At 68.3% G+C, this 20353-nt stretch carries 19 protein-coding genes; 5 read left to right on the forward strand and 14 right to left on the reverse strand.

What is annotated here, in order from left to right; translation table 11 throughout:
- Positions 1 to 47: 47 nt before the first annotated feature.
- The 6 genes from D6850_RS00665 to D6850_RS00685 form a co-directional block, all read right to left on the reverse strand.
- Positions 48 to 1184, reverse strand: a complete 1137-nt coding sequence (locus D6850_RS00665; protein ID WP_245964058.1) for an acetate/propionate family kinase — start codon at positions 1182 to 1184, stop codon at positions 48 to 50.
- Positions 1181 to 2113, reverse strand: coding sequence for a phosphate acyltransferase (locus tag D6850_RS19655; RefSeq protein WP_245964059.1), 933 nt, complete (start codon positions 2111 to 2113; stop codon positions 1181 to 1183). The genes D6850_RS00665 and D6850_RS19655 overlap by 4 nt, the downstream gene beginning before the upstream one ends.
- Positions 2114 to 2185: 72 nt before the next feature.
- On the reverse strand, positions 2186 to 3964 hold the full coding sequence (gene xsc / locus D6850_RS00670; protein WP_121163036.1) for a sulfoacetaldehyde acetyltransferase: 1779 nt from the start codon (positions 3962 to 3964) through the stop codon (positions 2186 to 2188).
- Between the two features lie 67 nt (positions 3965 to 4031).
- On the reverse strand, positions 4032 to 5510 hold the full coding sequence (gene pdxR, locus D6850_RS00675) for a MocR-like pyridoxine biosynthesis transcription factor PdxR (protein WP_121163037.1): 1479 nt from the start codon (positions 5508 to 5510) through the stop codon (positions 4032 to 4034).
- Positions 5511 to 5620: 110 nt separating this feature from the next.
- Positions 5621 to 6202 carry a DUF1523 family protein gene (locus D6850_RS00680; RefSeq protein WP_121163038.1) on the reverse strand — a complete coding sequence of 194 codons (582 nt, stop codon included), beginning with the start codon at positions 6200 to 6202 and terminating at the stop codon, positions 5621 to 5623.
- Positions 6203 to 6214: 12 nt separating this feature from the next.
- A complete protein-coding gene (locus tag D6850_RS00685; protein ID WP_121163039.1) occupies positions 6215 to 6481 on the reverse strand; it encodes a hypothetical protein in 267 nt (88 codons plus the stop codon).
- 191 nt (positions 6482 to 6672) lie between these two features.
- Here D6850_RS00685 and D6850_RS00690 point away from each other — a divergent pair, with 191 nt between their 5' ends.
- A complete protein-coding gene (locus tag D6850_RS00690; RefSeq protein WP_121163040.1) occupies positions 6673 to 7488 on the forward strand; it encodes a cyclase family protein in 816 nt (271 codons plus the stop codon).
- A gap of 47 nt (positions 7489 to 7535) precedes the next feature.
- On the opposite strand, the gene D6850_RS00695 is transcribed toward D6850_RS00690, so the two are convergent.
- The gene (locus D6850_RS00695; RefSeq protein ID WP_121163042.1) at positions 7536 to 8744 is read right to left on the reverse strand and encodes an aminopeptidase P family protein; all 1209 of its coding nucleotides are present in this window, start codon (positions 8742 to 8744) and stop codon (positions 7536 to 7538) included.
- A 185-nt stretch (positions 8745 to 8929) separates the two neighbouring features.
- Between D6850_RS00695 and D6850_RS00700 the strand changes: the two genes are divergently transcribed.
- Complete coding sequence (locus D6850_RS00700; protein ID WP_121164972.1) at positions 8930 to 9931, forward strand: P1 family peptidase; 1002 nt, start codon at positions 8930 to 8932, stop codon at positions 9929 to 9931.
- A gap of 75 nt (positions 9932 to 10006) precedes the next feature.
- Positions 10007 to 11101, forward strand: a complete 1095-nt coding sequence (locus D6850_RS00705) for a transporter substrate-binding domain-containing protein (protein WP_166433963.1) — start codon at positions 10007 to 10009, stop codon at positions 11099 to 11101.
- A gap of 51 nt (positions 11102 to 11152) precedes the next feature.
- On the opposite strand, the gene D6850_RS00710 is transcribed toward D6850_RS00705, so the two are convergent.
- Complete coding sequence (locus tag D6850_RS00710; protein WP_121163045.1) at positions 11153 to 11941, reverse strand: alpha/beta hydrolase; 789 nt, start codon at positions 11939 to 11941, stop codon at positions 11153 to 11155.
- Between the two features lie 114 nt (positions 11942 to 12055).
- Here D6850_RS00710 and D6850_RS00715 point away from each other — a divergent pair, with 114 nt between their 5' ends.
- Positions 12056 to 13525: an NAD-dependent succinate-semialdehyde dehydrogenase gene (locus tag D6850_RS00715; RefSeq protein WP_121163047.1), complete on the forward strand. Its 1470-nt coding sequence runs from the start codon at positions 12056 to 12058 to the stop codon at positions 13523 to 13525.
- Positions 13526 to 13603: 78 nt separating this feature from the next.
- Here the strand turns inward: D6850_RS00715 and D6850_RS00720 are convergent, their stop codons facing one another.
- The 6 genes from D6850_RS00720 to D6850_RS00745 all read right to left on the reverse strand — a co-directional run bounded on the left by D6850_RS00720 (position 13604) and on the right by D6850_RS00745 (position 19800).
- Positions 13604 to 14074, reverse strand: a complete 471-nt coding sequence (locus D6850_RS00720; protein WP_121163048.1) for an Hsp20 family protein — start codon at positions 14072 to 14074, stop codon at positions 13604 to 13606.
- Positions 14075 to 14208: 134 nt separating this feature from the next.
- A complete protein-coding gene (locus tag D6850_RS00725) occupies positions 14209 to 15012 on the reverse strand; it encodes a trypsin-like serine peptidase (protein ID WP_121163050.1) in 804 nt (267 codons plus the stop codon).
- A complete protein-coding gene (locus tag D6850_RS00730) occupies positions 15009 to 15815 on the reverse strand; it encodes a trypsin-like serine peptidase (protein WP_121163052.1) in 807 nt (268 codons plus the stop codon). The genes D6850_RS00725 and D6850_RS00730 overlap by 4 nt, the downstream gene beginning before the upstream one ends.
- A gap of 66 nt (positions 15816 to 15881) precedes the next feature.
- Positions 15882 to 17201, reverse strand: coding sequence for a glycolate oxidase subunit GlcF (gene glcF / locus D6850_RS00735; RefSeq protein ID WP_121163053.1), 1320 nt, complete (start codon positions 17199 to 17201; stop codon positions 15882 to 15884).
- 3 nt (positions 17202 to 17204) lie between these two features.
- A complete protein-coding gene (locus D6850_RS00740; RefSeq protein WP_121164974.1) occupies positions 17205 to 18311 on the reverse strand; it encodes an FAD-binding protein in 1107 nt (368 codons plus the stop codon).
- Between the two features lie 49 nt (positions 18312 to 18360).
- Complete coding sequence (locus D6850_RS00745; protein ID WP_121163055.1) at positions 18361 to 19800, reverse strand: FAD-linked oxidase C-terminal domain-containing protein; 1440 nt, start codon at positions 19798 to 19800, stop codon at positions 18361 to 18363.
- Positions 19801 to 19964: 164 nt separating this feature from the next.
- On the opposite strand from D6850_RS00745, the gene D6850_RS00750 reads away from it, so the two are divergent.
- Positions 19965 to 20339 (forward strand): hypothetical protein, encoded by a 375-nt coding sequence (locus D6850_RS00750; RefSeq protein WP_121164976.1) that lies wholly within the window; start codon positions 19965 to 19967, stop codon positions 20337 to 20339.
- The last annotated feature ends 14 nt before the right edge of the window (positions 20340 to 20353 follow it).

Raw genomic sequence — 20353 nt, forward strand, 5'->3', positions numbered from 1 at the left:
AGGCCAGATCGCGCCCGACCGCGACCGGATTCCTCCCGGCGGCGGGGTCATGCGTCCGCGTCCAGCAGGGCCGCGGCGTCGGCGGCGATCATCCGCTCTTCCGCCGCCGGGACGACCCATGCGCCGACCGATGAGCCGGGCGCGTGCAGCCGCGCAGCGCCCGCGGCGTTGGCGTCGGGGACAAGGCCGGTCCATTCCAGCCCCTCCATGATCCGGGCGCGCACCGTTGTCGCGTTCTCGCCGATGCCGCCGGTAAAGGCGAGCGCGTCCACCCCCTCCATCGCAGCGATCATCGACCCCGCATGACGCCGCGCCCAGTAGCAGAAATGATCGACGGCGAAGGCGGCTTCGGGCGAGGAATCGCCGAGCAGCGTGCGCATGTCCGGGCCGACCCCCGAGAGCCCGGTGAGCCCGCTTTCGTGGTTGAGCAGCCGCGCGGCGGCGTCGATGCCGTCTTCTTCGGCCATCCGCAACACCGCGTTGCCGTCGATATCGCCGGTGCGGGTGCCCATCGTCAGCCCGCTCAGCGGTGAATAGCCCATCGTCGTCGCGACCGACCGCCCGTCGCGGATCGCGCAGAGCGACGCGCCATTGCCAAGGTGGAAGGCCAGCACCCGGCGCGGCAGCGTCCCGCCCGCGATGCCGGGCAGCGCGCGGGTGAGCGAAGCGTAGGAAATGCCGTGAAACCCGTAGCGGCGAATGCCGCGCTCGGTGATTGCGGGCGGCACGGCGTAGGTCGTGGCGACGGGCGGATTGGTGGCGTGAAAGGCGGTGTCGAAGCTTGCGAAATGCGCGAGATCGGGGGCGAGGTCGCGCAGCGCGTTGATGGCGGCGAGGTTGTGCGGATTGTGCAGGGGCGCAAGCGGGTTGCAGCGCGCGATCTCGGCCACGACTGCGTCATCGATGCGCACCGGCTCGGTCAGGCGCGCGCCGCCATGCACCACGCGATGCGCCGTGGCGCGCAGGCGCGAGACGGGAAAGCCCTGCGCCTCGAGTTGTTCAAGAACCGCCTGCAACGCCGCCACGTGGTTGGCGAACTGCGCCTCGCGCGTCACCTCGCCCACCTTCAGGCCGCCCGCCGCCGCGCCGATCCCGTCGGCGGCGCCCGACAGGCGCTGTTGCAGGGCGTCGTCGAAGATCGCGACCTTGATCGAGGACGACCCGGTATTGACGACGAGGATCACCGCGCCGCCACCACCGCGCCGAGCGCGGCCGCCGCGATCCGCGCCGGCGCCGCCTGCGCCCGCGAGGTGAGCAGCACCGGCACGCGCATGCCCAGCACGATCCCCGCGCAGCAGCAGCCCATGCCGAAGGCCATCGTCTTGAACACCGCGTTGCCGGTGGTGATGTTGGGGGTGAGGATGATGTCGGCGTCGCCGGATACTTCCGATCGGTAATTCTTGGCGCGCGCCGCGTCGGCCGACAGGATCAGGTCCATCGCCATCGGCCCCTGCACCACGGCGTCTGGCAGGGCGGTCGCCGCCCATTCGGCGATCTCCGCCGCCTCGATGGTGTTGGGCACGGTTTCGACCAGGTCTTCTGTCGGGGCGAGCAGCCCGGCCTTCGGCCGTTCGACCCCCAGCGTCTGCGCGAGGCGCACGGCATGGCCGAGGCAGGCCTTGCGGGTTGCGACATCCGGGTCGACATTCATCGCCGCATCGGTCAGCAGCAGGGGCCGGTCCGACCCCGGCGTGGTGATGTGAAACACGTGGCCACAGCGCGCGCCCTTGTCCCGCAGCCCGGCGGCCGAGGGCAGCAACTGCTTGAGGAATGTCGAGGTATGGATCTGTCCCTTCATGATCGCGTCCGCCTCGCCCGCGCGGACAAGGCGCGCGGCCTCCGGCGCGGCGGTGTCGCGGGGCGCGTGGATAAGGCGGACGCCCGAGATGTCCCAGCCGATGTCGCGCGCGGTGGCCTCGATCTTGGCGCGGTCGCCGATCAGGATCGGCTCGGCCAGGTCGGCCTCCATCGCCTCACGGATACCTTGAAGCGGATTGGGCGCGCCCGCGTTGACCAGCGCCACGCGCGGCGGCGGCAGCGATTTCGCGCGCTCGAGCAGCGCCTGCGGGGCATGAGGCGGGGTGGCGGAGAGAAACGGGTAGGGGGCGGTCATCAACGATCCTTGTTCATTTTACGTCACCTTTGACCGGAACCGGCCCCATGATCAACATGCCGCCCGCCGCGCTCAGCCCACCTTCTGCGGGCGCATGTCCGCCTTGTCGATGCCGGCCACGGCCACCGGTTTCTTCATCGCGTCGCGGCGGAAGGGTTCGCCCAGTTCCTGGTTGATCATCGCCTCGATCAGCGTGGTCACGCCGTTCTCCATCTGGTCCTTCACCGCCTGCGCCAGCGCGTCGGTCAACTCATCCATCGTGCGCGCCACCACGCCCTTGAGCCCGCAGGCCTGCGCGATGCCGGCATAGCTTACCTGTTCGTCCAGCTCGGTGCCGACGAAGTTGTCGTCATACCACAGCGTCGAATTGCGCTTTTCCGCGCCCCATTGGTAGTTGCGGAACACGATCTGCGTGATGGCGGGCCATTCCTCGCGCCCGATGGCGGTGAGTTCGGTGACCGCGATGCCAAACGCGCCGTCGCCGGAGAAACCGACGACCGGCACGTCGGGGCAACCGATCTTGGCGCCGACAACCGATGGAAGGCCATAGCCGCAGGGACCAAAGAGGCCGGGGGCGAGGTATTTGCGCCCCTCCTCGAACGAGGGATAGGCGTTGCCGATTGCGCAGTTGTTGCCGATGTCCGAGCTGATGATCGCCTCCTTGGGCAGCGCCGCCTGGATCGCGCGCCATGCCTTGCGCGGGCTGAGCCAGTCGGGTTTGTCCGCGCGGGCGCGTTCGTTCCAGGTGGTGCCGGGATCGTCCTCTTCGTGGTCCATCGAGGTGAGTTCCTGCGCCCAGGCCGATTTCGTCTGCGCGATCAGATCCTTGCGCGCGTCGCGGCCCGCGTCGCCCGCATCGTCCGAGAGCTTCTCGAGGATCGAGGTTGCGACCTTCTTCGCGTCACCGACGATGCCGACGCTCACATCCTTCGTCAGGCCGATCCGGTCGGGGTTGATGTCGACCTGGATGATCGCGGCGTCCTGCGGCCAGTAGTCGATGCCATAGCCCGGCAGGGTCGAGAACGGGTTGAGCCGAGTGCCGAGCGCCAGCACCACGTCGGCCTGCCTGATCAGCTCCATCGCCGCCTTCGACCCGTTATAGCCCAGCGGCCCGGCGAAAAGCGGATGCGAGCCGGGGAATGCGTCGTTGTGCTGGTAGCCCACGCAGACAGGCGCGTCGAGCCGCTCGGCCAGTTGCCGCGACACGTCCATCGCGCCGCCCAGCACCACGCCCGCGCCGTTGAGGATCACCGGGAATTTCGCGCCCGAGAGCAGTCTCGCCGCTTCGTCAAGCGCGGCCTCCCCGCCTCCGGGGCGCTCGAATTCGACGACTCGGGGCAGCTCGATGTCGATGACCTGCGTCCAGTAGTCGCGCGGCATGTTGATCTGCGCCGGCGCGCTCGCGCGTTTGGCGTTCAGGATCACGCGGTTCAGCACCTCGGCCACGCGCGAGGGGTCGCGCACCTCTTCCTGGTAGGCGACGCAATCGGCGAACATGTTCATCTGCTCGATTTCCTGGAAACCGCCCTGGCCCATCGTCTTGTTCGCGGCCTGCGGCGTCACGAGCAACAGCGGCGAGTGGTTCCAGTAGGCGGTCTTCACCGCGGTGACGAAGTTCGAGATGCCCGGGCCGTTCTGCGCGATCATCATCGACATCTTGCCGGTCGCGCGGGTGTAGCCGTCGGCCATCATGCCGCCCGATCCCTCGTGCGCGCAGTCCCAGAAGGTGATGCCGGCGTCGGGAAAGATGTCCGAAATCGGCATGAAGGCCGAGCCGATGATGCCGAAGGCGTGCTCGATCCCGTGCATCTGGAGGGTTTTGACGAAGGCTTCTTCGGTGGTCATTTTCATGGGGTCGTCCTCGGCGCTGGGGTGTCTGTGAAATCTGCCGGACCCTAGCCCCAAGGCGGGGGGCGCGTTAGGGCCAGCCGGCCTGCCGGGATAAGGCCAGTTCGCGCGCGATGAGCGCGATCCCGGCGGGGATCTTCGCAGCGGGGATGGAGGAGTAGGCCAGCCGGTAGAAATTGCGCGGCGGCGCCTCCCCGTGGAAGAAGGGCGCGCCCGGTTCGATCAGCACGCCGCGCACGCGCAGGGCGTGATCGACGGCCTCCATGTCCGCGCCCTCGGACGCGCGCATCCAGATCGAGGAGCCGCCGAACACCCCGCGCCCGGCGACGCGCAGCCCGTGCTCCGCCAGCGCGGCCTCCATCGCCTCGCGGCGCGCGGCGAGCACGCCGCTCATCCGGCGGATCAGGCTGTCGTAATGGCCGAGCCCGAGGAAATAGGCGGCGGTGCGCTGGATATGTCCCGGCGGATGGCGCAGCACGCTGGCGCGCAGCGCGCGCGCCTCGCGGATGAACGGGCGCGGCCCGACGAGATAGCCAAGCCGCAGCCCCGGAAAGATCGACTTGGAGAAGCTGCCGACGTAGATCACCCGTCCGTCGCGATCCAGCGACTTGAGCGAGGGCGAGGGCGCGGCGAGGAAGGACATCTCGAACTCGTAATCGTCCTCGACGATCAGCGCCTCCATCTCCGCCGCGCGCGCCAGCAGCGCCTTGCGCCGGGCGAGCGGCATCGTGGCGTTGGTCGGGCACTGGTGGCTGGGCGTGGTGAAAATCACGTCGGCGCGTTCCGGAAGCGCGCCGGGCGGCAGCCCGTCATGGTCGACCGGAACGGCCGTGAGATGGCAGCGGGATTGCGTCAGGATATCGCGCAACGCGTGGTAGCAGGGATCCTCGACCACCGCCGTGCGCCGCTGGGTGAGCAACACCTGCGCGGTCAGCCAGAGCGCGTTCTGCGCGCCCATGGTGACGAGGATTTCGTCCGGCTCGGCCAGGATGCCGCGCCGGGGCAGGGTGTGGCGCGCGATGAACTCGATCAGTTGCGGGTCGTCCTGGTCGTAGTAATCCGTGGTCAGCGCCTGGAAATCCTTCTGTCCCAGCGCGCGCAACGCGCAATGCCGCCAGTTGGCGTGATCGAAGAGCCGCGGATCCGCCTGCCCGTAGATGAAGGGATAGGGATAGCGCGACCAGTCCTGCGGCTTCTCCGGCGTGGCCCCGCCGGTAAAGCGCCGGCCGAGCGCGCGCGACCAGTCGATGCGATCCTGTTTCGGGTGGCGCGGGGCAAAGCGCGGCGGCTCGGGCGCGTTTTGGGACACGAAGAACCCCGATCGGTCGCGCGCGGTGAGGTAGTCGTTGGCCTGCAGTTCGGTATAGGCGAGCGTGACGGTGATCCGGCTCACCCCAAGATGCGCCGCGAGCCGGCGCGAGGAGGGCAGCCGCTCGCCCTTGGCGAGCCGGCCCGACAGGATGCCCTCGGCGATCATCTGCTGGATCTGCGCCTGGAGCGTGCCCTGCGCGTCCGGATCGAGAAAGAAGGTTTCGACGGGAATGGCCATGCGGCCAAGGTTAGACTGGACCTATCCGCAGGGCAATCTGGCCTGACGAGGGAGAAGGCTTTTTGTCAAAAAGCCTTGGCAATTTTCTTGGCGAAGAAAATTGCAGCGTCTCACCCCCAGCCGTCCGTGTAGTCGTCCACCAGCGGGTCGATCCGGTTCCGGCGAAACCGTTTCCAGCGCACTCGGATCGCCCAGAATATCGCGATCAATAGCGTGATGACGATGATGTTGAACCACGGGATGATGGTGACGTCTGGGCCGTCGACCGCGCGCACGCTGATCGCGTTGGGAAAGATCGACATGAACTCGTTGCGCCAGCCGTAATGGGTGATGACCACCCATTGCGGTTTGGCGGCGCTCTTCTTGGAGATCAGATCGGCCGCCTCGGCCTGCAAATTCGACGTGTCGAACTTGAAATAGGGCGGCCAGCCCCAGCCGGTGTCCTCGTTGCGGTAGATCATCGGCTTGTTGTCGGTGCGGAAGGCCTGGATGAAGAATACGTCGCGGTTGACCGTGCCGGTGGCGCTGCCTACGTCCGGGCTCGACCAGAAGATCGAGTTTTCGCCGAAATCGACGCGTTTCTCGTAGGTGTCGGTGATGCGCGCGATGTCGTGCTGCGGCAGCGTGTAGTGGAGGAACGCCGCGACCAGCACCCAGAACGTGCCCCAGAAAACCCACTTCACATAGACCATTCAGCGGTCCCCTCAGTTGAAATTCGTCAGGTAGATGATCGTGCCCATCGCCGCCATCGGGATGATGTAGACCAGCAGGATCAGCTTGCGCCGGACCGAGCCGTCATATTCCTTCAGCCCCGCCTCGACAAAGGCCTCCTTGTCGCCGCTCCGCCCGCTTGCGTCCCACTCCGCGCGCAGCTTGCCCGCGCGCACCGCGCGGGAATAGAGCGACAGCGCCACGTAGATCACGCTCAGGAACAGGAAGCCGTACACCAGCAGTTTCAGCAATGCCGCCATCTATGCCTTGCGCCTCCCCGTCTCGAAATCCCTTCGTTTCTGTCTACCGTTTGCGCGGCAATTGTCCACAGTCTCTGCAACGCGTCCGGCGCCGGTTCAGCGCAAGAAGCGGCGCGAAACGCGGATTTTCGCTTTGGATCCGGCGGTTCGGTGGTAGCCTCGGGAAAGGTCCAGCCAGAGGAGAAACTGATATGTGCGACGCTTGCGTAATGAACGCGGTCAGGGAGCGCATGCTGTCCCGCCGCAACTTCTTCACACTCTCGGCCACCGCCGGGGCCGCCGCCGGTTTGGGCGCCGCCGCCGCCCCGCCCGCCCTCGCGGCGGGCCACGCCACGGTGGAGGACATGACCCATACCCTCAGCGCGGAGTTTCCGACCTTCTCGGGCGCCCCCGGTTTCGGGGCTGAGCAGGTCGTCAATTTCGCCGATGACGGCTACAACGTCTTCAACCTGTCGATCGCGGAACACACCGGCACGCATATCGACGCGCCGCTGCATTTCTCGGCCGACGGCGCGTCGGTCGACGAAATTCCCGTCAGCAGCCTCGTCGCGCCGCTCTGCGTGATCGACATCGCCGCGCGCGCGGCCGAGGACGCGGACGCGCAGTTGACGCCCGACGACCTGAAGGCGTGGATGGACGCCAATGGCGAAATCCCGGACGGCGCCTGTGTCGCGCTCTATTCCGGGTGGGCGGCAAAGGTCGGGGGCGACGGGTTCCGTAACTTCGACGGCGAGGCGATGCATTTCCCCGGATTTCACATCGAGGCCGCCGAGATGCTCATGGAAGAAACCGGCGCGAAGTCGATCGCGGTCGACACGCTGTCGCTCGATTTCGGGAAATCGCCGGATTTCGCGGTGCATTACGCGTGGCTGCCCTCGGGGCGGTTCGGGATCGAATGCGTCGCGAACCTCGACAAGATGCCCGCCAAGGGCGCGACGCTGGTCATCGGGGCGCCCAAGCACAAGGGCGGCACCGGCGGACCCGCGCGTGTTCTCGCGATGGTTTGATCGGGTGGCGGGGCCGCCGGATTCGGCCGCCCCGCCTGTCGCCGGGTTCAGCCGACGACGTTGAAATCGGGGCCGTAGGGATACCCGGTGATGTTCTCGTTGCCGTCCTCGGTGATGATCAGCACGTCATGTTCGCGATAGCCGCCCGCGCCGGGGTTGCCCTCGGCGATGGTCAGCATCGGCTCCATCGAGATGACCATGCCGGGCTCCAGCACCGTGTCGATGTCCTCGCGCAGTTCGAGCCCCGCCTCGCGCCCGTAGTAATGCGACAGCACGCCGAAGGAGTGGCCGTAGCCGAAGGTGCGGTACTGCAGAAGATCGCGTTCCTCGAGGAAGTCGTTGATCTTGTGCGTGACCTCGGCGCAGCTGATGCCGGGCCTGAGCAGGCTCATCCCGTATTCATGGGTGGCGACGTTGGCCTCCCAGATCTTGCGGGACGCCTCGTCCACCTCGCCCACGAACATCGTGCGTTCGAGCGCGACGTAATAGGCCGAAACCATCGGGAAGGTGTTGAGCGACAGGATGTCCCCGCGTTCGAGCTGGCGCGCGGTTACCGGATTATGCGCGCCGTCGGTGTTGATGCCCGACTGGAACCAGACCCAGGTGTCGCGGTATTCGGCGTCCGGGAAGACGCGGGCGATTTCCAGTTCCATCGCGTCGCGCCCGGCGATGGCGATATCGATCTCGCGCGCGCCGATCTTGACCGCGTCCTTGATCGCGTAGCCGCCCACGTCCGCGATGGCGGTGCATTTGCGGATCAGCGCGATCTCGGCCGCCGATTTGTGCATCCGCTGGCGCATGGTCGCCGGGGCGAGGTCGACGGCGCGGGACGGTTTCATGAAGCTGTCCAGCTTGCCCTTCTGCAAGAGCGTCAGGTGATCGCCCTCATAGCCGACGACGCGGCCCTCGCCGGTGACCGAGACGATCGCGCGCCAGTAGTTGTCGCGCTGCCAGTCGGTATAGGTGATGTTGTCGCAGAAACAGCGCCGCCAGGGCTGACCGGCGTCGATGCCCGCGCTGATGGTCACGCATTCATCTCCCGTCACGACAAGGGCGTAGGGCCGCCCGAAGGCGCAGTAGAGAAAGCCCGAGTAATAGGCGATGTTGTGCATGGAGGTGAAGACGGCGGCTTCGACGCCCTCCTTCTCCATGATCTTGCGCAGGCCAGCGACGCGTGATTCGTATTCCGATACCTCGAAGGGCAGCGGCGCCTTTTCGCCGTTGTGGAAGCGATACATTTCAGGACGTGCAGTCATTTCGACCCTCCTAATCAAAGAAAGGTCCCGGCGTTCAGGACTGTTGGGATATGTCCGGCCTTGGCCCGCGCGGATGAAAATGCGGGCGGGCGACGCCATCGCCCCGGCCTTGGCTCTTTCCTTGCCGATCCCGCGCATTCTGGCAAGGTGTTTTGCGACGCGGATGGAGGATTAGCGACATGACCATGCAGACCGGGGCGCGGAACCTCATCACCGACGTGGCCGGGCTGTGCGTGGGCAACGCGGACGACGCGGCGCTGAAATCGGGGGTGACGGTGCTGACGTCGGATGCGCCGTTCACCTGCGGCGTTCACGTCATGGGTGGCGCGCCGGGCACGCGCGAGACGGACATGCTCGCCCCCGACAAGCTGGTGGAGCAGGTCGATGCGTTGACGCTCTCGGGCGGATCGGCCTTCGGGCTCGACGCGGCATCGGGGGCGGCGGACGCGCTGCGCGGCATGGGGCGCGGGTTTGCCGTGGGCGGCGTGCGCGTGCCGATCGTGCCGGGCGCGATCCTGTTCGACCTCATCAACGGTGGCGACAAGGACTGGAGCGAGAACCCCTATCGCGCGCTGGGCCGCGCGGCGCTGGAAACGGCGGCGCCCGACTTCGCGCTGGGCACGGCCGGTGCGGGGACGGGGGCGAGCACGGCGGCGCTCAAAGGCGGGCTCGGTTCAGCCTCGCTTTTGCTGGCGTCGGGGCACACGGTCGGCGCGCTGGTGGCGGTAAACGCGGTCGGTTCGGCCACGGTGGGCGCGGGGCCGCACTTCTGGGCCGCGCCGTTCGAAATCGGGGCGGAGTTCGGCGGGCGCGGCGCGGCGCCCGGGTTCGGCGATCCGCTGGACGCGCCCACCAAGCTCGGGCAGCACGCGGCGACCACCATCGGGATCGTCGCCACTGACGCCGCGCTGAGTCAGGCGCAGTGCACGCGGCTCGCCATCGCGGCGCATGACGGGTTCGCCCGCGCGCTGCTGCCGTCGCACACGCCGATGGACGGCGACCTTGTCTTTGCCGCCAGCACCGGCGCGCGCCCCTTGGGCGATCCTGTGGCCGAGTCTCTGATGATCGGCCACGCCGCTTCCATCTGCATGGCGCGCGCCATCGCGCGGGGGGTTTTCCTCGCGACGCCAGCGCCGGGGGATACGTTGCCCTGCTGGACGACGCGGCACGGGGAGCGCGGCGGGTGAATGCCCTTGAACCCGGCGATTCGCGCGCCATATGAACCCATTAATCCAGCCCAAAACAAAGAGATTTTCCTTTTGATGCGCCACGCCCTCGGTCTTTTCGCCCTTTGTCTCGCAACGCTTTTCATGGCCGCCCCGCTGGCGGCGCAGCAGACCGGGGAGGGGGGCGACGAAGCGCCCGCGCCGCTCGTCATCGCGACCAAGAACGCGCCGCCCTTCGCCTTTATGGACACGAACGGGGAATGGACCGGGATCGCCATCGACGCGGTCACCGCCATCGCGCGCGACATCGGGCGCGAGGTTGAGTGGCGCGAGGACACGCTGCAGGGCATGCTCGACGCGGTCGAAGCGGGCGAGGTGGACGCCGCCGCCGCCGCGATCAGCATAACGCACGCGCGCGAGTCGAAGCTCGATTTCACCTTTCCCTATTACACCACCGGTCTTGGCATCGCGGTCGACCCCGAGGCGGGCGGCGGCTGGCTCAGGGTGTTGCGCAACCTCTTCACATGGCAGTTCGCCGCCGCGATCGCCACGCTCTCCGGCGTGCTGCTGATCGCCGGCGCGGCGGTCTGGCTGTTCGAGCGCGGCCGCAACGAGGAATTTCCCCGCGATCCCGCGCAGGGGCTGGGCGACGGGTTCTGGTGGGCGGCGGTCACCATGACCACGGTCGGCTATGGCGACAAGTCGCCGCGCACGCTCGGCGGGCGGATCGTCGGGCTGATCTGGATGCTGACCGCGATGCTCATCGTGGCGAGCTTTACCGCCGCGATCGCCGCCGCGCTGACGGTCGGCAGCCTCGGCCACCGCATCCAGGGGGTCGGGGACTTGCGCGATTATCGCGTCGGCGTGGTCAGCGACACCACCGGCGCGGAGGAGATGCGCGCGCGCGGCATGCGCACCGGCCGGTTCGAGACGGTGAACGACGCGTTCGATGCGCTGCTCGCCGGCAGGGTCGGCGCGGTCGTCTATGACAAGCCGCTGATGCAATGGGTCGCCATGCAGGATTACGACGGCGAGATCGCGATCCTCGAGAACGCCATCGGGCGACAGGATTACGGCATCGCCCTGCCGACCGATTCGCCGCTGCGCGAACCGATGAACCGCAGCCTGCTGACCTACCTGCGCAGCGACGACTGGAACCGGGTGCAGAACCGCCATCTCGGCCGCGAATGAACGGCGCGGAACGGGGGGCCGGATTGGGTATTTTTTAGGCGAAATGCCCGGTCAGGGCAAAAGCGCGCCGATCATGCGGCTGGCGGGGTCGGCCAGGCCGTCGATCACGTCGAAGTGATGCTTGCTCCCCTCGATCACGTGGCTCGCGCCCCAGGCCTCGGCCAGCCAGCGCGCCTGGTCAAGGAAGACGGGCCGCTCATTCGCGCCGACCCAGACGGTGACCGGCGCAGCGGGAGCGGGGTGCAGGACCGGGCTTTCCGCGCGGGCCGTCGCTTCGGTCAGGTGGAAATCGGCGTTCATCGCCGTCTGCATCAGCGGGCGCAGGTCCGACACCGGGGATATCGGCATGATATGCGCGATCCGCTCGGCCACCGCCCTGGGCAGCATCGCGGGCGCGCCCATCCGCGCGACAAGGTGCCCGCCGGCAGAGTGACCGGCCAGCGCGACCGGCCCCGCCACGCGCGCCGCCGCCGCGCGCACCGCCTGCGCGATCTGCTGCGTGATGTCGGGGATGCGCACCGCCGGGCAGAGGTCGTAGGACGGCATCATCACGGCCCAGCCGCGCGCGACCGGCCCGGCGGCGAGATGCGACCAGAAGCTGCGGTCGAACCGCAGCCAGTAGCCGCCATGCACGAAGACGCAGAGCCCCCCGGGCGCGCCTTCGGGCAGGAAGAGATCATAGGCGCAGCGCGGCCCGTCCGCGTAGGCGATCCCGAGTTCCGCGCGGCCCCGGCGCGTCAACGTATCGCGAAAGGCGGCGGCCTGCGAGCTCCAGCGTTCGGGATAGGCGTCCGCCCCCGGAATGTGGGGCGCGTTGGCGTAGGCGTCGTCAAGTTCCACGGGCGGGCTACCTCTCATGCGGGGGCTGGACAAGCCTACCCCAACCTGCTTTGCGTTTTCGAGAGCGAAATCGGGCGCCTTGCGCGCCCCCCGCATCCGAGGAGGACAGAAGAGATGAGCGATACCGACCTGAAATCCCTGCTCAAGGACCCGAGCCTGTTGGCCGAGGCGTCCTATGTCAACGGCGAATGGGTCAAGGGCGATGGCGCGTTCGAGGTCACCAACCCCGCACGCGGCGACGTGATCGCCAATGTTGCGGACCTGAGCCGCGCGCAGGTCGCCGACGCGATCGACGCCGCCGAAGCCGCGCAGAAGGACTGGGCCAAGCGTACCGGCAAGGAACGCGCCGCCATCCTGCGCAAGTGGTTCGACCTGATGATGGAAAACCAGGACGACCTGGCCACCATCCTCACTGCCGAACAAGGCAAGCCGCTGGCGGAGGCCAAGGGCGAAATCGCCTATGGCGCGTCCTTCGTGGAGTTCTTCGGCGAAGAGGCCAAGCGCGTCTACGGCGAGACGATCCCCGGCCACCAGCGCGACAAGCGGATCACCGTCATCAAGCAGCCCATCGGGGTGGCCGCCTCGATCACGCCGTGGAACTTTCCCAACGCGATGATCACCCGCAAGGCCGCGCCCGCGCTCGCCGCCGGCTGTTCGTTCGTCGGACGCCCGGCGAAGGAGACGCCGCTTTCGGCCACGGTGCTGGGCGTTCTGGCCGAGCGCGCGGGCATCCCGGCGGGCGTATTCAACATTGTGACCTCGGCGCGTTCCTCCGAGATCGGCAAGGAATTCTGCGAGAACCCCAAGGTGCGCAAGCTGACCTTCACCGGCAGCACCGAGGTGGGGCGCATCCTGCTGCGTCAGGCCGCGGACCAGGTGCTCAAATGCTCGATGGAGCTGGGCGGCAACGCGCCGTTCATCGTGTTCGACGACGCCGATCTCGACGCCGCGGTCGAGGGCGCGATCATGTGCAAGTTCCGCAACAACGGGCAGACCTGCGTCTGCGCGAACCGCATCTACGTGCAGGCGGGGGTCTATGACTCCTTCGCCGAGAAGCTGAAGGCCGCTGTCGAGAAGATGAAAATCGGCGACGGGCTGAAGGAGGGCACGCAGCTTGGCCCGCTCATCAACGCGGACGCGATCGACAAGGTGCAGGAGCACATGGCGGACGCGACCGGCAAGGGCGCGGAGGTGATCCTTGGCGACGGCAAGCCGTTGGAGGGCGAAGGGCACTTCCTGCCGCCCACGATCCTCACCGGCGTGACGCAGGACATGCAGGTCGCCACGGATGAAACCTTCGGCCCGCTTGCGCCGCTCTTCAAGTTCGAGGACGAGGACGACGTGATCGCGATGGCGAACGACACGATCTTCGGGCTGGCCAGCTATTTCTACGCCAAGGATCTCAGCCGCGTCTACAAGGTGGCCGAGGCGCTGGAATACGGGATCGTCGGGGTGAATACCGGCATCATCTCGACCGAGCTTGCGCCCTTCGGCGGGGTCAAGCAATCCGGCCTCGGCCGCGAGGGCAGCCACCACGGCATCGAGGACTACCTCGAGATGAAATACATCTGCATGTCGGTCTGAAAAAACCGCCCCGGCTCAGGGCCGGGGCGGGCAGGAACGACAGCGCCCTGCCGGATTGTCCGGCAGGGCGTTTTTGCGTCAGTTCACCGATTTGGCGTCGACGACATCCTTTTCGCTCGCGGCGCCGCGGCTTTCGATCGCGATGCGGCGCGGCTTCAGCGCCTCGGGCACTTCGCGCACGAGGTCGATATGCAGCATGCCGTCGGAATGGGCGGCGCCCGTCACGCGGACATGGTCGGCCAGCTGGAAGCGGCGCTCGAACGCGCGGGTCGCGATGCCGCGATGCAGGTAGGTGCGCTCTTCTTCGTCCTCGGCCTTGCGGGCCGCGACGATCAGCGCGCCTTCGCGCAGTTCGACCGAAAGGTCGCTCTCGGCAAAGCCTGCGACGGCAATCGAGATGCGCCAGGCGTCATCGTCCGTCTTCTCGATATTGTAGGGGGGATAGGTCGGCTGGGCGACGTCATTGGACAGGACGCGGTCCATCATGTCCGCAATCTGATCAAAGCCGACGGTGGCGCGATACAGCGGCGCCAGGTCAAAGTTTCGCATGGGTCATCCTCCATTGAGCGATAACAATATGTGCCTTCCCCTAGGGGACAGGCTGGGTGTGACGCCGGACCCGTGATGGCGCCCGGCGCTGCAAATGTGGGAATTCCGCGCCCCGTTTCAAGAGGTGGGCGGCGTCAGGGTCTGGCGAATTTCGCGCCCGACGCGCGGCGTTCGTCACCCACGCGCACACGCTTGATGCGCGGCGCTTTCAATGTGGCGCGGGGCGCGGCGCGCAGGTCGCGCTTGAGCCGGTCCACCACGTCGGGCAGATCCATCCCGTAGGCGACAGACGCGCCGTCGTCGCGCCGTCCGCCGCTGATCAGCGACACGATGCGCGCGCGTCCCGATTCGCGGGTGAATACCGGCGCGCCGGATGACCCGAAGGTCACGTCGCAATCGAACTGCATCAGCCCGCGCCCCGCCGCCGTGACCCCGCAATCGCGCTGCCAGGACAGCGCCGCCTCGCGGCCCTGTCCGTAGCTGACGACGCTGACGCGCTCGCCCGCGCGGCGCGGTTCGGCCAGCACGAAGGGGCTCGCCACCGCGCTGAGGATCGGGCGGTCGAGCGACAAGAGCGCGGCGTCCGCGCGGATGTTGCGCGCGCTCAGCCCTTGCTGCGGCGCATAGTCCTCGTGCGCCGCGATCCGCGCGACACGGCTCTCCGAGATGAACGCGCCATCGCGCAGGCCCGCGCGGAAGGTGACGGTTTTCGGCTCCACCGCGCGGCCCGAGTCGTCATAGACGCAATGCGCCGCGGTCAGCACCAGATCGGGCGCGATCAGCGTGCCGGTGCAATAGCCGCTGTCGCCGATATCGACCCGGCCCACCGCCTCCCATCCAAAGAGATCGTCGCGATCCGTCAGCCGGATCAGCCCGCTGGCCGCCGCGCCCTGCGCCACGAGCGCCAGCGCGATCACGATATGCCACGCGCCCCTCATGGTTTGGCGAATTTCGCGCCGGTTGCGCGCCGTGCGCTGACCGCGCGCATTCGCGGCGCTTTGGCCTGCTGAACGCCTTCGCCCGCGTCGAGCGCGGCGCGCAGCACCGCCAGCGGCTCTTCGAGCTGGGTGCCGAGCGAGACCTTGCGCCCGTCCACCTCGGCCATGGCCGACACGACCGACACGATGCGCGGCGTTCCATCCTCAAAACTGAAGATCGGGGCGCCGGACGCGCCGTAATCGACGTCGCAGGACATCACCAGCACACCCTGCTGGCGCGCGATCACGTCGCACATTCTCTCGAGCGACGGCGCCTCGGAGCGCCCGCGCGCGTAGCTCACCACGCCGATGCGCTGCCCCTTGATCGGTCGCTGATCCGTGGCGAAGGGATGAACGCGCCCGTTGCGGATCGGGTGATGCAGTTCCAGCAGCGCCACGTCATTGCGCACGCGCTCCGCGGCGACCGCCTTGCGAAAGACGTAGTCGGGATGGATCACCGCCCGGCGAATCCAGCGATAGGCCGAGGCGCGCCCGTTGCGCCACCCGGCGAGGAACTCGATCTGCTCCTGGTCGATCCGCCGGCCGGTCTTCTTGTCGAACAGGCAATGCGCCGCGGTCAGCACCAGGTCGGGCGCGATCAGCGTGCCGGTGCAGAACCCGCGCCCCCCAAGGTCGAGCCTGCCGACCGCCTCCCATTCGCGCCCCTCGTCGGTGGTGTCGAGCCGCTTCAGCCCTGTCTGCTGCGCCGCGGCGGGAAATGTGAAAAGGCTCGCCAACAGGGCGAGCAGGAACGGGCGCAGCATGCGGGTCTCCGGTATTCCAGTCGTCCGGACGTCACTACCGGAGATTTGAGGCCAAAATTGGGCGGGTCAGGGTTTGTTCCCGGGATCGGCGGGTCGTGGCGCATCCGCCAGCGCGCGCGGCATCGGTCCGCCGGTCGCCCAGTCGAGCAGTTCGACCGTATGCACCACCGGCACATCGGTTCCGCTTCCGATCTGCATCATGCAGCCGATGTTCCCGGCCGCGATCACGTCCGGCGCGCGCGCCTCGAGCGTGCGCGCCTTGCGGTCGCGCAACTGCGCCGAGATCGCCGGCTGCATCAGGTTGTAGGTGCCCGCCGAGCCGCAGCAGAGGTGGCTGTCCGCCGGCTCCACCACGCGGTAACCGGCCCGCTCCAGCAGGGTCTTGGGCGCGCGGGTGATCTTCTGGCCGTGTTGCAGCGAACAGGCCGCGTGATAGGCGACCGTCAGGTCGCGCGGCGCGCCTTCGGGCAGGTCAAGTTTCGTCAGTAGTTCGGACACGTCGCAGGCGATCCCGGCCACCCGCGCCGCATCGCCGGCAAGCGGATCGTTGCGGAACATATGGCCGTAATCCTTGACCGTCGTGCCGCAGCCCGAGGTGTTGATGACGATAGCGTCGAGCCCCGCACCGTCCATCTCGGCCCGCCAGGCGCGGATGTTCCGGGCCGCCGCCGCGTGGCTCTCATTCGTGCGGCCCATGTGATGCGTCAGCGCCCCGCAACAGCCCGCGCCGCGCGCCACCACCACCTCGCAGCCCAGCCGCGTCAGCAGGCGGATGGTGGCGTCGTTGATGTCGGTGTCGAGCGCCTTCTGCGCGCAGCCCGTCAACAGCGCCACGCGCTTGCGGCGCTTCCCTTTGGGCGCAAAGCTCTGCGGGTCGTCGTTGCGGCTGACCGGCGGGATGCGCTTCGGCGCCATGTCCAGCATCGCGCGCAGGCGGGCGTCGGGGACGAGCCGCCGGAACGGGCGCGCGGCCTTCGCGCCCAGCAGTGCGAGGCGGAACCGCGTCGGGTAGGGCAGGATGCGCGCCAGCATCCAGCGCAGCGCCCGGTCGGACCAGGGGCGGCGATAATTTTCCTCGATATAGGCGCGCGCGTGATCGACGAGGTGCATGTAATGCACGCCCGAGGGGCAGGTCGTCATGCAGGCGAGGCAACTGAGGCAGCGGTCGATATGCAGCACGGTCTTCGCGTCCGGCACGCGCTCGTTCTCGAGCATGTCCTTGATCAGGTAGATACGCCCGCGCGGGCTGTCGAGCTCGTCGCCCAGCACCTGGTAGGTCGGACAGGTTGCGGTGCAGAACCCGCAATGCACGCAGGCGCGCAGGATCTCGTTCGACCGCGCGGTGTCGGGATCGCGCAATTGCTCTTCGGTGAATTCGGTGCGCATCCGTCAGTCTCCCATCAGGCCGGGGTTGAGGATGCCGCGCGGATCGAACCGCGCGCGCAGCCCGGCCTCGAGCGCGGCGATGGCGGGCGGCTGCGGGGGATACGCGCCGGGGCCGTCCCCGCGCAGCCGCGTCGCATGACCGCCTGCGGCGCTCACGGCCTCGCGGATGGCCGCCATATGCTTTCCCTCGGGCGCCAGCAGCCAGACCAGCCCGCCGCCCCAGTCATAGAGCGCGCGGCATTCCGGCAGCGCGGCGACGATCCTCGGCGCGTCCGAAGGCTTGACCGACAGCCGCCAGACATCGCCCGAGCCCGCCTGAAACGCCGCCACGTCGCGGATCGCGGCCCAGAGCCCGGCGTTTTCCGCGCCGTCGGTCACGATTTCCGCCGCGCCGAACCCGGCCAGCAACTTTTGCAGCGCGCCGGCGCGGTATCGCACCGACGCCTCCGAGCCTTCGATCCGGATCAGCGTCGCCGCCCTATCGGGCGCATGCGCCGCGCCGCTCACCTCCCACGGCGAGCCGAGCGCGCGGGCGAGCGCCGTCACCGCGTCCACGTCCGACAGCCCCGAGAGGCGCAGCGTCGCCACGGCCGCCGGGCGCGGCAGCACCTTGAACGACACTTCGCTCAGAACACCGAGCGTGCCGCGGCTGCCCGCCATCAGCTTCACGAGGTCATAGCCGGTGACGTTCTTCATCACCCGTCCCCCATTGGCCACGATCCGCCCCGCCCCATCGACGAACCGCACGCCCAGCAGGAAGTCTCGCGCCGCCCCCACAGCGATCCGCCGCGGCCCCGACACGTTGGCGGCGAAGACCCCGCCGATCGTCGGCTCCCCTTTCGTGCCCAACAGCCCGCGATGATCCATCGGTTCGAACGGCAGGCGCTGTCCCTCGGCGGCAAGCGCCGCCTCGACCTCGGCGAGCGGCGTGCCCGCGCGCGCCACCATCGTGAGCGCCCCGGGTTCATAGAGCGTGATTCCCGACAGCCCGCCGGTCCGCAGCACCGCGCCACCGCCGCCCGTAGCGCGCGTGCCGCCCCCCTCGACCCGGATCGGGCCGGTCGCGGAGCCGATCGCGTCCGCAAGCTCCGCTTCGGTGTCAGGGCGCATCATGCACTTTCAATGTTCCCAGAATACTCAACGCCACCGCCCGCTCCATTCACTCCGCCGCGACGCGGCGCGGTTCGCTCGCGGCCAACGGGAACACCTTGGCCGGGTTCAGCAGCCACTTGGGGTCGAACACGTCCTTCACCGCCATCTGCGCCTCCAGGTCGTCGGGCGTGTATTGATGCGCCATCAGGTCGCGCTTTTCCACGCCGACGCCGTGCTCTCCGGTCAGGCAGCCGCCGACCTCGACGCAGAGTTTCAGGATCTCCGCGCCGAACGCCTCGCAGGTCTCCAGATCGCCCGGCTTGTTCGCGTCATAGAGGATCAAGGGGTGCATGTTGCCGTCGCCCGCGTGAAACACGTTGCCGACGCGCAGCCCGAATTCCTCGGACATCTCGGATATGCGGCGCAGGACGCGGGGCAGTTCGCTGACGGGGATGGTCCCGTCGAGGCACATGTAATCCCCGATCTGTCCCATCGCGCCGAAGGCCGACTTGCGCCCGAGCCAGATCGCCGCGCTTTCCTCCTCCGATCCGCTTTCGCGCAGCTCCACCGGATCGTGGCGGCGCGCGATCTGCAGGATCACGCCAAGCTGTTCGTCGATCTCGGCTTCGCTGCCCTCGACCTCGACGATCAGCAGCGCCTCGCAATCCGGGTAGCCCGCGCTTGCGAAGGCTTCGCAGGCGCGGATGCAGGGGCGGTCCATGAACTCGATCGCGACCGGCAGCACGCCCGCCTTGATGATGTCGGAAACGCAGGCGCCCGCGACCTCGCTGCTGTCGAACCCGATCAGCACCGGGCGCGCGCCCTCGGGGCGGGGCAGGATGCGCAGGGTGGCCTCGGTCACGACGCCAAGCTGCCCCTCGGAGCCGCAGACGAGGCCCAGCAGGTCGAGCCCGCCCGCGTCCAGATGCGCGCCGCCCAGCTCTGTCACCGTGCCGTCCATCAGCACCAATGTGACGCCCAGCAGGTTGTTGGTGGTCACGCCGTATTTCAGGCAATGCGCCCCGCCGGAATTCATCGCGATGTTGCCCGCGATGGCGCAGGCAAGCTGGCTGCTCGGGTCGGGCGCGTAGAAGAACCCGTCGGCCTCCACCGCGCCGGTCACGCTCAGGTTCGTGCGTCCCGCCTGCACGCGGATGAAGCGGTTGGCGTAATCGGTTTCCAGCACCGCGGTCATCCGCGCCACCCCGAGGACCACGCAATCCCCGCCGGGCAGCGCACCGCCGGCAAGCGACGTGCCAGAGCCCCGCGGCACGACCGGCACGCGCATGTCGTGGCAGATGCGCAGCACGGCCGCCACCTCTTGGGTCGAGGATGGCAACACCACGGCCAGAGGCGCGCAGCGATAGGCGGTGAGCGCGTCGCATTCGTATGCTCGCGTCTCGGCCGGGTCCGAGATCACCGCGCCGGCGGACAGCGCGCCGGACAGGCGCTTCACGAGCTCGGGCTGTCGGGCCAAGATGGCCGGATCGGGGGGCGGCATCTCCATCGGCGGTCCTCCTGTCGGGGCGGCGGGGCCAGTTTGCCCGGTATCGGGCGTGCGGCGCAATGACGGATCGCTGTCCGCCGGGGCCGAATTGCCATGACGCAGAGATAGTGCGAACACACAGACGTGAAAGCATGACATACGCCCGCATCCTATATCATGAACCCATGACCCGATTCACTTTTCTCTTCTGTGCGGCCCTCGCGGTCGCTGCCGCCCTCGTCACGCCCGTCCGCGCCGCGGGGCCGGAGATCACCGGCGTCGAGGTCGAGCGCGACGGGATGGGCTGGCGGTTTCACGTCACCGTCCTGCACCCCGATACCGGCTGGGACCATTACGCCGACGGCTGGGAGGTGCTGGATGCGGACGGCGCCGTGCTGGCCAAGCGCAAGCTGCACCACCCGCACGTGAATGAGCAGCCCTTCACCCGCAGCCTCGGCAACGTGATGCTGCCCGACGGCACGCGCGAGGTCTGGCTGCGCGCGCATTGCTCGGTCGCCAACTGGGTGGGCGAGGCGGTGAAGGTGTCCGTGCCCTATTGATCCGCGCCGCTCGC

The sequence above is a fragment of the Roseovarius spongiae genome, from assembly GCF_003651245.1.
GTDB lineage: Bacteria > Pseudomonadota > Alphaproteobacteria > Rhodobacterales > Rhodobacteraceae > Roseovarius > Roseovarius spongiae.